This is a genomic window from Streptomyces sp. NPDC060184 (genome assembly GCF_042728795.1).
Taxonomy (GTDB): Bacteria; Actinomycetota; Actinomycetes; order Streptomycetales; family Streptomycetaceae; genus Streptomyces.
The window spans coordinates 1-12839 of record NZ_JBHWYX010000002.1 but is presented as its reverse complement, the minus strand read 5'-3'; the positions used below and the strand labels follow the sequence as shown (position 1 = coordinate 12839).

Genomic DNA, 12839 nt, shown 5'->3' with positions numbered 1-12839 from the left:
CGGCCGACAGGGTACTGCATGATCGCGAAACTGAAGCCGGTGCTGGGGAATTCTGTCCGGATTCCAGTCGTTGTTTCCATCGGATGCAGGGCACCCGAAAGGGTGTCGCGACCTACTCAGCAAGGGAGCACGCATGGCAACCCGTGCCGTCGCCCGTCGTTCGTCACCCACCGGTGGGACCGAACGGGCCCGCAGTGTTCGCGGTGGAAGCGGAGAGATCGCCGACCGCGACCTGGTCGGCATGTACCTCGACGAGATCGCGCGAACGCCCCTGCTCGACGCCGCCAAGGAGGTCGAGCTCTCGCAGACCATCGAGGCGGGTGTCTACGCCCGCAAGATCCTCGACGGTGAAGTGGAGAGCGACGCCGGCGGGGCGAAGCCCGAGGAACTGGAAGCGCTCTTCGCCGAGAGCGAGCGCGCCAAGGACGTCTTCATCCGCTCCAACCTCCGTCTCGTCGTCGCCGTGGCCCGTCGCTACCCCCGTGCGGGTCTGCCGCTGCTCGACCTGATCCAGGAAGGGAACGCCGGCCTGGTGCGCGCGGTCGAGAAGTTCGACTACGCCAAGGGCTTCAAGTTCTCCACGTACGCCACCTGGTGGATCCGCCAGGCCATCACCCGCTCGATAGCCGACCAGTCGCGCACGATCCGCCTCCCCGTCCACCTGGTGGAGGAGCTGGGCCGCATCCGCCGGGTCCAGCGCGAGTTCAACCGCGAGCACGGGCGCGACCCGGAGCACGCGGAGATCGCCGCGGAGCTGGGCTCCGACCCCGAGCGCGTGAGCAACGTCCTGGACTGGGCCCGCGACCCGGTCAGCCTCAACATGCCGGTCGACGACAACGGCGACACGCAGTTCGGCGACCTGCTGGAGGACACCTCCGCGGTCTCGCCCGAGCAGTCCGTCATGTCGCTGCTGCGCAGCGAGGAGCTGGAGGAGCTGATCGGCAAGCTCGACAACCGCACCGCCTCCATCATCCGGATGCGGTACGGCATCGAGGACGGCCGCGAGCGGACGCTGACCGAAGTGGGCAAGGAACACGGTCTGACGCGCGAGCGGATCCGCCAGATCGAGAAGCACGCGTTGGTCGAATTGAAGCGAATGGCGCGCGACACGGGCTTTGACGCTGCGGCGTGAGCCAATAACCCGTAATCTCCCCATCAAGCCGGTTCGCACCGGCCCGACGACCGGTCTTCGCACCGGTCCCCTGAACCGAGTCCCGGCGCCCACCCCCCCCCGGCGTCGGGGCTCGCTCATGTCCGGGGGCGTGCGGGGACGGGCTCGGGGGCGGTTCTCCGGGGTCCGGCTCCTTTGTGCCCGGCCCGTGCTGCCGGGCCCCGTTTTCCAGAGGGACCCGGCCCCCGTACCCCGGGCGCCCGGCAGGGCTCAGCGGTCAGCAGATGCGGGCGCGGTGCTCCATCGCGTCGCGGGCGGTCTGTTCGTCGGTGTAGACCTCGCACATGTGGCGGCCGTCCTCGGTCGCGGTGTGCTCGACCTCCCAGAGGCTGGTCTCGCTGCCGTCGAAGAGCAGGAACGCGTGCTCGTAGAGGGTGAACCCGGCGTCGTGGTCGCCCACCCGGAACTGCCGGCCGAAGATCTGGGTGATGTGGTGGGCGAAGGCCGAGCGGAGCAGCCGGGCCGTGGCCCCGCCCGGGCGGTCCGGGTTCTCCGCGCGGCGCAGCACCCGGCGGGCGTGGTCGGCGCTGTTGTCCGGCGCGTACGTCCGGGGCTGCGGGCCCGGGTGAGCGGCCGTCAGCGCGTTCAGGGCGTCCAGGTCGACGGTGGGCAGGTCCTCGGCGAACGCGGGGGCGTCCGTGAACACGCCGGTGACCCGGGCGGCGGCGACGTGCGCGTCCGCCTCCTCGTCGTACAGCTCGTGCTCCCTGGCGGTGGGGGCGTCCCGGCCGCCGCCGTGCACCAGCTCCCAGAGGCTCAGCGCGCTGCCGTCGGCGAGCAGGTAGGTGTGGCGGTACGTCTCGCGGTGCAGCTCCGCGCTGTGGTGCGAGGAGTGCAGGGTGCTGCTGTGCGCGAGAGCCGTGCCGAGCCGCTCGACCGTGCCGTCGGGCAGGTCGAAGGAGTTGAGGGCCCGTCGCAGGAGTCGGTCGAGGTGCTGCTCGGTTGTCTCGTACGGATCGCTCAAGGTGCTTTCTCCAGGCCGTTGCCGCATGTGACGTGGTGCGTGCTTAACGTAGTCCCTGGCTCCGACATCGTCGCCGGGGTTGGAAAAAACGTGGGACGGCGACGGAAAGTTCCCGCTCCCGCCCCGAAGCTCCGCCGAACTGCCCGTCGGGCGGGGCGAGTCGGCGGACGCCGGGTGGACGCCCGCGCCGCCTCCGTCTCCCACGGGCTCCACGCGGGCCGGCCGGCCGTGTCCGGGGTGCGGGGTGTGGGCGCCGCCATGCAGGGGATGTGCTCACCCGGGCGAGGCGTAAAACAGGGTGAACATACCCATAGCTACCTACGGTGGTCGGGTGACCGAGCCACCAGAAGCCTCCGCCGAACCACCCACGCACGGTGATCCGACCTCCTCCTCCGGCGTCTCGGCGCGGGTGACGACCGAAGAGCCCGCCCCCTCAGGTCCGGGCGGCGCCCTGCGCAAGGCGGCAGCCGCCCTTCCCCGGTCCGTCAACGCGCGGGCGACGCTGGTCGGCGCGGCCGTCTCGGCCCTGCTGATCCTCGCGATCGTCCTCGGCAGCCGACTGCTGGTGAACTTCGACTCCGCCCTGCTGCCCTACGCCGTCGCCAGCGTCTTCCTGGCCTTCGGCGTCGCCTACCGCTACACGGTCTGGATCTCCGCCCCCGGCGCCGCGCGCCTCTTCAAGCAGGGCTGGCGCAGCCTCTTCTCCGCGGAGAACTTCCGCAGGACCCCCACCGCCCTGCCGAAGATGATCGCCACGTACCTCGGCTTCCAGAAGTTCCTCGGCGCCCGCTCGCACGCCCGCTGGGCCGCCCACCAGCTGATCTTCTGGGGCTGCATCCTGGCGGCCCTGATCACCTTCCCGCTGACCTGGGGCTGGTTCACCTTCACCTCGGGCACGGGGTCGGGCCCCGGCTACGAGATGCGGATCTGGGGGTTCAAGATCCTCGGCTTCGACTCGCTCGGCTTCATCGGCTGGGTGATGTTCCACGGCCTGGACCTCGCGGCCGTCCTCGTCATCCCCGGCGCCTCGTACTTCCTCTGGCGCCGGATGAAGGACCGCGGCGCCGGCACCGGGCAGCGCTTCGGCTACGACCTCGTCCCGCTGATCGCGCTGATCGTCATCGCCGTCACCGGGCTGCTGCTCACCTTCTCGTCGATCTTCCTGCACGGCGGCGGCTACGAATTCCTCGCCGTCCTCCACATGGTGGCGGTGGTCTTCACCCTCATCTACATCCCGTTCGGGAAGTTCTTCCACATCGTCCAGCGCCCGGCCGCCGTCGGCATGCAGCTGTTCAAGTACACCGCCCGCCAGGAGGACGAGGTCTTCGCCTGCCGCCGCTGCGGACAGCCCATCGACACCGAGCCCTACGTCGAGAACCTGCGCGGCACCATGCGCGACCTGCGGCTCGACTTCGACGAGTGGGCCGAGTACTGCCCGCGCTGCAAGCGGGTGCTGCGCGGCAGCGCCTACCTCACCCATGTGAAGAAGGGCTTCAAGTGACCGCGGACCCCCGCGCGGCCGACCACGGCGGGGGCGCCTCGCCCGCCCCGTCCGAACACCGCGACGCCGTTCCCCTCGACCCCTCCCTCGCCCCGCCCGGCACCCGCGCGTTCCGCGACGCCGGAGGCATCCCCGCCGACCAGTGGCACGCCGACCAGGACGGCGAGACGCTCGTCCCCACCCACTGCTGCTTCTGCGGCGTCCAGTGCGGGATGTACCTGCGGGTCGACCGCGGCGGCAAGGTCTTCGGCGTCGAACCCCGCAACCACGACATCAACCGGATGCGGCTCTGCCCCAAGGGCATCAACGCCTACCAGCAGGTCAACCACCCCGACCGGCTCACCGCCCCGCTGATGCGCCGCTCGCGCGACGAGGAGTTCGCGGAGGTCTCCTGGGACGAGGCGCTCGACTTCACCGTCTCCGAGGTCCGCCGCATCCAGGAGATGTACGGGAAGGACGCGTTCGGCCTCCTCGGCGGCGCCAGCCTCTTCTCCGAGAAGACCTACCTGGTCGGCAAGTTCGCCCGGGTCGCGCTCAAGACCAAGCACGTCGACTACAACGGCCGGCTCTGCATGGTCAGCGCCGCCGGGGCCAACAAACTCGCCTTCGGCATCGACCGGGCCGGCAACCCCTTCTCCGACATCCTCCTCACCGACTGCCTGCTCATCGCCGGTTCCAACGTCGGCGAGTGCTTCCCCGTGCTGACCCAGTACGTCTGGGGCGCCCGGGACCGGGGCGCGAGCCTCATCGTGGTCGACCCGCGCGAGACCGCCATCGCCCGCACCGCCGACATCCACGTGGCGCTCAAACCCGGCACCGACTCGGCGTTCTTCAACTCGCTGCTCTGCGTGATCGTCGAGGAAGGGCTCACCGACGAGGCGTACCTCGCCGAGCACACCACCGGCTGGGAGGAGGTGAAGGCCAAGGCGCTGGAGTACCCGCCGTCCCGCGCGGCCGGGGTCTGCGGCGTACCCGCCGAACAGATCGTCCAGGTCGCCCGGACCTTCGCCCGCGCCCCCAAGGCCATGGCCTGGCACGCCCGGGGCATCGAGCACCACTCGCAGGGCGTCGAGAACTGCCTCACCGTGATCAACCTCTGCGCCGCCACCGGCCACATCGGCAGACCCGGCGCCGGATACGGAACCCTCACCGGCCAGGGCAACGGCCAGGGCGGCCGGGAACACGGCCAGAAGGCCGACCTGCTGCCCGGCGGACGCTCCATCCTCAACGAGGAGCACCGCCGCCAGATCTGCGACGTCTGGGGCATCGAGGAGTCCGAACTCCCCACCGCCGGAACCTCCATGATGGAGATGGTCTGGCAGATGCAGCGCCGCGAGATCCGCGGCCTGATCGGCATCTGCAACAACCCCTTCGTCTCCCTCCCGAACTACCGGGTGGTCAAGGAGGGGTACGACGCCACCGAGTTCCACGCCCAGTTCGACTTCTTCCTCTCCGAGACCGCCGCCAACGCCCACGTGGTCTTCCCCGTCACCACCTGGGCCGAGGACGAAGGCGTCATGGCCAACGCGGAGGCCCGAGTCGTCAAGCACAACAAGGCCCAGGAACCGCCCCCCGGCGTACGCACCGACACCTGGGTGATGTGCGAACTCGCCCGGCGCCTCGGCGCCGGCGACAAGTTCGCCTTCGCCGACTCGCGCGAGGTCTTCGACGAACTGCGCACCGCCTCCCGGGGCACCGTCATCGACTACTACGGCATCACCTACGAACGGCTGGAGGAGACCGGGGGCATCGCCTGGCCCTGCCCCTCCACCGACCACCCCGGCACCCCGCGCCTCTTCGAGGACGGCCGGACCTACCACGAGGATGGCAAAATCCACCTCCAGGTCGTGGAGTGGCACCTGCCGATGGACCCGTACAGCGACGAGTTCCCGATGTCCCTGACCACCGGGCGCACCGTCGCGCACTTCCTCTCCGGCAACCAGACCCGCCGGCTGGGCGCCCTCGTGGAGCAGACGCCCCGCCCCTGGGCGGAGGTCCACCCGTCGCACGGCTTCCGCACCGGCGAACCCGTACGGGTCGTCACCCGGCGCGGCAGCGAGGTCTTCCCCGCCCTCGTCACCGAGGCGATCCGGCCCGACACGATCTTCGTGCCGTACCACTGGCCGGTCCCCACCGCGGCCAACGCCCTCACCATCGACGCGCTCGACCCCCGTTCGAAGATCCCCGAGTACAAGGTGTGCGCCTGCCGCATCGAGCACGCGGCCGAGCTCGACACCGTGCCCTCGCCGCCCGTCGCACCCGGGCACGTCGCGTACCCGGAGACCCAGGTCTCCCGGACCGACCCGCTGCCCCCCACGTCCCCGCAGGGCCGTGGCACTTCGGAGAGGAGCTGACGCCCCGTGATGGGCAGAACGATCTTCATCGATCCCGGCCGCTGCATCGGCTGCCAGGCCTGCGTCTCGGCCTGCCGCGAATGCGACTCGCACCGGGGCAAGTCGATGATCCACCTCGACTACACCGACGAGGGCCAGTCCGTCGCCTCCCTTCCGACCGTCTGCATGCACTGTGAGGACCCCGTCGCCCCGTGCGCCGAGGTCTGCCCCGCCGACGCCATCCTCGTGACGGCCGACGGCGTGGTGCAGCAGGCCGACACCACCCGCTGCATCGGCTGCGCCAACTGCGTCAACGCCTGCCCCTTCGGCGTACCCAAGATCGACCTCGGCGCGAAGCTCCAGATGAAGTGCAACCTCTGCTACGACCGCACCGCCTACGGCCTCGCCCCCATGTGCGCCACCGTCTGCCCCACCGGCGCCCTCTTCTACGGGACCGTCGAGGAGCTCCGGGCCGAGCGCCCCGGGGTCCAGGTCGCCGACACCTTCGTGTTCGGCTCGACCGAGGTACGTACCGGGGTCGCCATGGTCGTCCCCGCGGACAAGGTCCAGTGGCCCGTCCCCGGCGGGCTGCCCGTCGTCGAGATCAACGGTAAGGACGTCCGCCGATGAGCGTCACCGAACAGCCCCCGGGCAACGAACGGCAGCCCACCGGCGGCGACCCCCGCGAAGCCCTGCACGACCGGATCTCCGCCGATGCCCTCACCACCCGCCGCGACTACCTCCGGATCGTCACCACCGTCTCCGGGGGACTCGCCGTCGGCGGCATCGGGGTGGCTGCGGGCATTCTGCACCGGCACGGCGACACCGACGACGGCAAGCCGGCCCAGCCCAAGAGGATCGCCTCCCAGCTCCTGCCCGGCGAATCCCTCGCCTTCCGCTACCCGGGCGAGGAGGACCGCGCGGTGGCCGTACGGCTCGACGACGGCACCCTCGTCGGCTACTCCGCCATCTGCACCCACCTCGCCTGCGCCGTGCTGTGGCGGAAGGACCGGGGTATCGAGGGCGAGCTGTACTGCCCCTGCCACGAGGGCGTCTTCGACGCGCGCACCGGCGAGGTCACGGCCGGTCCGCCGCCGCGCGGGCTGCCCAAGGTGGTCATCACCGAGGAGGCCGACGGCAGCGTGTGGGCGATCGGCACAACCCGGTCCGGCGAGTCCATCGAGGAGGGCGTCTGCCGCCAGTTGGAGGAGACCAACCCCCGGGTGGCCGGCCGCCTCGGCTGTCCCGGTGCCACCGACGGCGTCGAAGCGCCGGGCCGCAGCGGCAGCGTCCGGGAGCCCGCCCGCACCGGTACCGCGTCCGCGCACCGCGCCGGTCCGGGCGGGGGCGCGGGGAGCGGCGCGGGAAGGGGCGTCGGAAGGGACGCCGGAAGGGGCGCGGGGAAGGACGCGGGCAGGGGAGGTGACCAGGCATGACCGAGGAACGACCGTCGCCGCAGGGCCCGGAATACCCCGACTACCACCCGGGAAGCGCCCGGCCCGAACTGAACCGGCCCGTCAAGGAGCGCTATCCGCAGATCCGGCCCACCAGCGGCTACGGAGACCCCCGCGTCCGGCACACCGGTCCCGGGCCCGGAGCGGGCACCGACCAGGAACCCGAGCGGTCCGCCAAGCTGACCGCCCGCCTGGTGCTGGCGATGACCGTGGTCGTCGGCCAGCTCTGGGGGCTGCTGGTGATCATCGACGAGTGGATGGAGGGCAACACCGGCACCGCCTGGTGGGGCGCCGGCTTCCTCTGCCTGTCGTTCCTGGTGGTCCTCGGGCTGTGGTGGCTGGACCCGAAGGACCGCTGAACGCCCAGGTGGTCTCCGGCGGATCATCGCCGGGGGCGCCGCCGGACCGCCGGGTGCCGCGCCCGTACGGTCCGGCGGGGCCGGTGGCGGGACGGCCGTACCCTGGAGGCATGAGCACCGCCCCCGCCCCCGGACCCAGCGAGCCGCAGCCGGAGCAGCAGACCGCGCCTGAGCAGACCGCACCGGAGCAGCCCAGGCCGCGGCCGAAGCTGCACTTCGGCGACCCGCTGGACCAGCAGTCGTCCGACGACACGGACCAGGGGTGGGGAGAGCGCCCCGCGGCCGGGGGCAGCGCCGCCGACCTCGCCCGCTTCCTCGACGAGAAGCCCCCGCACCACATCTGAGCCGCCCGCCCGGCGCCCGGCCGGCCACGGCGCCCGGCACTCCGCCGGGCCGCGCGCGGGCCGGGGCCGTGTCGTCACGCATCGGACACCGCCACCAGCAGCTCGCCCGAGGCATGGGCTCCCGCCAGCGCCACCGCCGTCTCGCGGGAGACCGACAGCATCACCAGCGCGCCGCCGTCCGGATCGCCGACGCCCGGGGCCGGCGGCCCCTCGGTCCGCGCCGCCTCCGGCCCGGCCACGACCCCGGCGGGCGTGCCGGGAACGCGGGTGACCCGCACGTCGCGCGCCACCACCCGCGCGTCACCCCCGGAGGCCGGAGCGGAGATCACGTCCACCCGGTCGCCGGGGCGCAGCAGCCGCACCGTCGCCGCGTCCGCGATCCGCACCGGCGCGGAGACCAGGCGCACCGGCGGACGCACACGCTCCGCACCGGCCACCCCCACCGCCCTGCCCTCCGCCGCGCCGAGCCCCGACGCGGCGAGAGCGGCTGCCGCCAGCGCGAAGCCGGCCGCCAGAGCGCGCTGCCGGCCGTACAGCGCTCGCCGTAAACGCAGCGCGCCGCCACCGCCCCTCACCCGCAGCGGCGCGAACCGGGGGACCGCGCACCCGGGCGGCACGGGCGACGGAAGCCGGGCCGTCCCGCCGGGCCGGGCCCACCCGGGGGCGGGCAGGGGGACGGACGACGGACGGGTCGTCGTGCTCGTGAACATGGCGCCACCTCGATCTGGACGCGGAAGTCCGCCGGATGTCCCGGTCGGCCCCCCTCACGATCCCTCGTGCGCACCGATCCCGCCGGGGCCTGTGGACCGTCCACCGGTTGTGGAAAACTCCGCCACCCGCAGGGGTGAAACAGACTGCCGAGCCGACCTCGAACAGGCTGCCGCCCGATCTCGAACCGGCTGCCGAGCCCGCCTCCGCGGGCCGGAACACCCACGGCGCAGAGAACGCCCACGGCGCGGAGAACCCCCACGGCGCCGAGAACCCCCACGGCGCGGAGAACCCCTACGGCGCCGAGAACCCCTACGGCGCCGAGAACCCCTACGGCAGCACGATCCCCGTGTCGAGCCCGTCCAGCGCCCGCGTGCACACGCAGTCGCGGCTCTCCTCGGAGGGCAGCAGGGCCACCGCGTCGAAGAGCACCGAACGCAGCCGGTCGACGTTGTCGGCGAACACCCGGAGGACCTCCTCGTGGGAGACGCCCTCGCCCGCCTCGGCCCCCGCGTCCAGGTCCGTGACCAGGGTCAGCGTGGAGTAGCAGAGGCCCAGTTCGCGGGCGAGCACGGCCTCGGGGTGGCCCGTCATCCCCACCACGGACCAGCCCATCGCGGCGTGCCAGCGCGATTCCGCGCGGGTCGAGAAGCGCGGCCCCTCGACCACCACCAGGGTTCCGCCGTCCACCGCGTCCCAGGCCCGCCCGCGTGCGGCGGCGAGCGCCGCCGCACGCCCCCGGGGGCAGTACGGGTCGGCGAATCCGAGGTGCACGACGTTCGGCACCGTGCCGTCGGGCAGCGGTTCGCCGTCGTAGTAGGTCTGGGCGCGCGCCTTGGTGCGGTCGACCAGCTGGTCCGGGACGAGCAGCGTGCCGGGCCCGTACTCGGGCCGCAGCCCGCCCACCGCGCACGGGCCGAGGATCTGGCTCACGCCGAGGGAACGGAGCGCCCACAGGTTGGCGCGGTAGTTGATGCGGTGCGGCGGAAGGTGGTGGCCGCGCCCGTGCCGGGGCAGGAAGGCGACCCGGCGCCCGGCGATCTCGCCGAGGAACACGGAGTCGCTGGGGTCCCCGTACGGCGTTCTCACCCGGACTTCGGCGACGTCGTCCAGGAAGGAGTAGAGGCCCGAACCCCCGATGACACCGATCTCCGCGCGGGCCCCGGAGGCCCCGCCCGTACCTGCCGCTGCTGTCGCCGGACCCGTAGCCGTACCAGCGCTCATGACGTTCCCCCGGTCCCGTGCGTGGCCGCGTCCGTGATCGTGATCGTGCCTGCGTTCACCATGCGGTTCAGGCTAAGGCTGTACCGCCGGGAATGACGGGACGGCCTTCAGCGGGGACAGCACGGCTACGACCGGGGGCAGCACAGGTACCTCCGGGGACAGCACAGTTACGTCCGGGACAGCACAAGGACTCCGCCGAGGTGATCGGCGGAGTCCCGGTGAAGCTCTGTCAGCGTGAAGCTGTCGCGCGGTGAAGCGGTGGTGCGGGGTACGGTCCGCTGCCTCAGGCGGCCGAGCCGCTCGACGAGGTCGAGGCGGACGACGAACCGGCCGACGAGGAGGCCGATGCGGTGGAGGACGAGGACGAGGACGAGCCCGAGTCGGAGCCCGACGTCGAGGACGACTTCGAAGCGGAGTCGGACGACTTCGTGGACGGCGAAGCAGGCGTGCTGCTCGACGACGATCCACGGCTGTCGTTCCGGTAGAAACCGGAACCCTTGAAGACGATGCCGACCGCGGAGAACACCTTCTTGAGGCGTCCATTGCAGTTCGGGCACACGGTCAAGGCGTCATCGGTGAACTTCTGCACCGCCTCAAGGCCTTCGCCACATTCGGTGCACTGGTACTGATAGGTCGGCACTTGCTCCTCCTGGCACTCTCACTCAGTGAGTGCTAACGACGTTCCATACTGACGTATTCCGTGGGATCAGTCCACCGTGACCGGCTCCCGGTGACCGATCCCACGTGCCACGGTCCGTCCGGACGCGGCCGGAAGAAGCCGCGAACGCAGGGCCAGCAGGGTCGCCAGAGCGAGCACCGTGGCCACCAGCGGTACGACGAATCCGCTGCTCGCACCCCGTGCGTCGGCCAGCCGTCCGGCCACCGTGACGGCCGCCGCCTGCCCCAGGGCCACCGCGCCGGTCAGCCAGGTGAACGCCTCGGTCCGGGCGGAGGCCGGGACCAGCGCGTCGACCAGGGTGTACCCGCTGATCAGCGCGGGGGCGATGGAGAGCCCGACCAGGAAGCCGAGCCCGGCCATCAGCGGCGCGGAGTGCACCGCCCAGAGCGCCGACGCGGTGAGGGTCAGGGCGGCGTACCCGACGAGCAGCCGACGGCGCGGGCCGTGCTTCCAGGCGACGGCACCGCAGACGATCCCGGCCAGCATGTTGCCGGAGGCGAAGACCCCGTACAGCAGGCCGTTCACCCCGGGGTGGCCGATCTCCTCGGCGAACGCGGTCAGCGAGACCTGCATGCCGCCGAAGACCGCGCCGATGCCCAGGAAGGTGACCGCGAGCACCCGGACCCCGGGCACGGCGAGGGCGGAGGTGCGGGGGCCGGAGTGCGCGGCGGGGGAGTGCGGAGCGGGCTGGGTGGAGCGCCGGGCGGCGAAGAGCACCCCGCCGAGCAGGGTCAGCGCGGCCTCGGTGACCAGACCGGCCGCCGGGTGCACGCCGGTGCAGAGCGCCGTGGTGAGCACCGGCCCCAGCACGAAGGTGAACTCGTCGGTCACCGATTCGAACGCGGCGGCGGTCGCCATCAGCGGGGAGGCCGGGCGGCCGGGTGCCGCCCCCAGCAGTGCCGCCCAGCGGGCGCGCACCATGGGGCCGATCTGCGGAATCGAGGCACCGGTCGGTACGGCGGCGGCGAAGAGCGCCCACAGGGGCGCGTGCGCCAGCGCGAGCGCCGTGAGCGCGCCCACCGACACCGCGTGCACCAGTACGCCGGGCAGCAGCACGGTCCGCTGCCCGAACCGGTCCGCCAGCCGGCCGCTCTGCGGGGCGAACAGGGCCATCGAGACGCCGGAGACGGCCGCGACGGCGCCCGCGCTGCCGTAGGAGCCGGTGGTGTGCTGGACGAGCAGGACGATGCCGATGGTCAGCATCGCGAAGGGCTGCCGGGCGGCGAAGCCCGGGAGCAGGAAGGTCCACGCACCGGGGGTGCGCAGCAGTTGTCCGTATCCGGGACGGACGGGGACCGTGGACGCCACGGCCGTGCCTTTCTGCCGCCTGGTGGCACCGCGCCCGGGACGCCGTGGAGGCGTACGGGGGCTGCCGAGAGCTGTCCTCTTCGCGCGGAACTGCGGTAGATGCCGGGCGTCCCGCTCAAGGAGTGCGGAGCGACGCCACGACCGCCATACGGTCGCGCCAGCTCTGCATCAGACAGAGTTGGTCGATCAGATCGACTTCATGTTACAGCCGGAATGCGCGGCGGTCCGGGGCGCGGGAGCGACGGGCGGGAAGCCGTACGCGGCCCGCCCGGTCGTATACGTTCCGGCGCCGCGCACCGCGTGAGCCCCCCCCGCACCCCGTGAGCCCCCCGCACCCCGTGAGCCCCCCGCACCCCGTCAGCCCCCGCACCCCGCGCCCACGGACGCCCCGCTCCCGCGAGCGGGCCCAGCCCAGTGACCGGAGCGAGGCCCGCACCGGTCAGCGTCGTGCGGTCGGCCCGTCCGAGAGATCCCCGGGCCGCTCCCCGCCCCCGTGGCGGTTTTCGCGGTCCAGGCCCCCCGCGCGCTCCGGAGGTACCGGGCGCTCCCGAGGCACCGCGCGCTCCGGAGGCACCGGGCCGCGTTCCGGGCTCTCGCGGTCGTTCGCCGCGGGCGCCGCTTTCGCGGAGCGCCCACTCGTCGTCGGCCGTCCCGCCTTCTCCCTCCGCGGGCTCCTCTCCGCACGCCCGCCCTTCTCCGTACGCCCCGCCGCATCCGTGGCCCGGGAGCCGTCCCCGGCCCGCGACCCGTCCGCCGCCCGCGACCCGTCCGCCGCGCGGGCCGCGCCCGCCGCG

General features: G+C 72.6%; 12 protein-coding genes. 7 read left to right on the top strand and 5 right to left on the bottom strand.

Annotated elements, in window-relative coordinates; translation table 11 throughout:
- Positions 1–133 precede the first annotated feature (133 nt).
- Positions 134–1132 (top strand): sigma-70 family RNA polymerase sigma factor, encoded by a 999-nt coding sequence (locus ACFWEE_RS01700; protein WP_327177369.1) that lies wholly within the window; start codon positions 134–136, stop codon positions 1130–1132.
- Positions 1133–1388: 256 nt separating this feature from the next.
- Here the strand turns inward: ACFWEE_RS01700 and ACFWEE_RS01695 are convergent, their stop codons facing one another.
- The gene (locus ACFWEE_RS01695; protein ID WP_386885447.1) at positions 1389–2135 is read right to left on the bottom strand and encodes a DUF6227 family protein; all 747 of its coding nucleotides are present in this window, start codon (positions 2133–2135) and stop codon (positions 1389–1391) included.
- Between the two features lie 331 nt (positions 2136–2466).
- Here ACFWEE_RS01695 and ACFWEE_RS01690 point away from each other — a divergent pair, with 331 nt between their 5' ends.
- The 6 genes from ACFWEE_RS01690 (at position 2467) to ACFWEE_RS01665 (ending at position 8126) form a co-directional block, all read left to right on the top strand.
- The gene (locus tag ACFWEE_RS01690) at positions 2467–3636 is read left to right on the top strand and encodes an MFS transporter (RefSeq protein ID WP_386885446.1); all 1170 of its coding nucleotides are present in this window, start codon (positions 2467–2469) and stop codon (positions 3634–3636) included.
- Positions 3633–5990, top strand: a complete 2358-nt coding sequence (locus ACFWEE_RS01685; protein ID WP_386885445.1) for a molybdopterin oxidoreductase family protein — start codon at positions 3633–3635, stop codon at positions 5988–5990. The genes ACFWEE_RS01690 and ACFWEE_RS01685 overlap by 4 nt, the downstream gene beginning before the upstream one ends.
- A 6-nt stretch (positions 5991–5996) precedes the next feature.
- Positions 5997–6599 carry a 4Fe-4S dicluster domain-containing protein gene (locus ACFWEE_RS01680; RefSeq protein WP_386885443.1) on the top strand — a complete coding sequence of 201 codons (603 nt, stop codon included), beginning with the start codon at positions 5997–5999 and terminating at the stop codon, positions 6597–6599.
- The gene (locus ACFWEE_RS01675; protein ID WP_386885442.1) at positions 6596–7405 is read left to right on the top strand and encodes a Rieske (2Fe-2S) protein; all 810 of its coding nucleotides are present in this window, start codon (positions 6596–6598) and stop codon (positions 7403–7405) included. Before ACFWEE_RS01680 ends, ACFWEE_RS01675 begins: the two co-directional genes overlap by 4 nt.
- On the top strand, positions 7402–7782 hold the full coding sequence (locus ACFWEE_RS01670; RefSeq protein WP_386885440.1) for a hypothetical protein: 381 nt from the start codon (positions 7402–7404) through the stop codon (positions 7780–7782). Before ACFWEE_RS01675 ends, ACFWEE_RS01670 begins: the two co-directional genes overlap by 4 nt.
- 110 nt (positions 7783–7892) lie before the next feature.
- Positions 7893–8126, top strand: coding sequence for a hypothetical protein (locus ACFWEE_RS01665; RefSeq protein WP_386885439.1), 234 nt, complete (start codon positions 7893–7895; stop codon positions 8124–8126).
- 74 nt (positions 8127–8200) lie between these two features.
- On the opposite strand, the gene ACFWEE_RS01660 is transcribed toward ACFWEE_RS01665, so the two are convergent.
- The 4 genes from ACFWEE_RS01660 to ACFWEE_RS01645 form a co-directional block, all read right to left on the bottom strand.
- Positions 8201–8836 (bottom strand): hypothetical protein, encoded by a 636-nt coding sequence (locus ACFWEE_RS01660; protein ID WP_386885437.1) that lies wholly within the window; start codon positions 8834–8836, stop codon positions 8201–8203.
- Positions 8837–9164: 328 nt separating this feature from the next.
- A complete protein-coding gene (locus tag ACFWEE_RS01655) occupies positions 9165–10058 on the bottom strand; it encodes an S-methyl-5'-thioadenosine phosphorylase (RefSeq protein WP_386885436.1) in 894 nt (297 codons plus the stop codon).
- Positions 10059–10341: 283 nt separating this feature from the next.
- Positions 10342–10698 carry an FmdB family zinc ribbon protein gene (locus ACFWEE_RS01650; protein WP_386885435.1) on the bottom strand — a complete coding sequence of 119 codons (357 nt, stop codon included), beginning with the start codon at positions 10696–10698 and terminating at the stop codon, positions 10342–10344.
- Positions 10699–10764: 66 nt separating this feature from the next.
- Entirely contained in the window at positions 10765–12045 is a 1281-nt protein-coding gene (locus ACFWEE_RS01645; protein ID WP_386885434.1) for an MFS transporter, read from the bottom strand.
- Positions 12046–12839: the final 794 nt, after the last annotated feature.

Excerpts from the sequence above, each read along its gene's own strand:
- ACFWEE_RS01655 (WP_386885436.1), bottom strand. The coding sequence starts at position 10,058 with ATGAGCGCTGGTACGGCTACGGGTCCGGCGACAGCAGCGGCAGGTACG.
- ACFWEE_RS01670 (WP_386885440.1), top strand. The coding sequence starts at position 7,402 with ATGACCGAGGAACGACCGTCGCCGCAGGGCCCGGAATACCCCGACTAC.
- ACFWEE_RS01700 (WP_327177369.1), top strand. The coding sequence starts at position 134 with ATGGCAACCCGTGCCGTCGCCCGTCGTTCGTCACCCACCGGTGGGACC.
- ACFWEE_RS01660 (WP_386885437.1), bottom strand. The coding sequence starts at position 8,836 with ATGTTCACGAGCACGACGACCCGTCCGTCGTCCGTCCCCCTGCCCGCC.
- ACFWEE_RS01665 (WP_386885439.1), top strand. The coding sequence starts at position 7,893 with ATGAGCACCGCCCCCGCCCCCGGACCCAGCGAGCCGCAGCCGGAGCAG.
- ACFWEE_RS01675 (WP_386885442.1), top strand. The coding sequence starts at position 6,596 with ATGAGCGTCACCGAACAGCCCCCGGGCAACGAACGGCAGCCCACCGGC.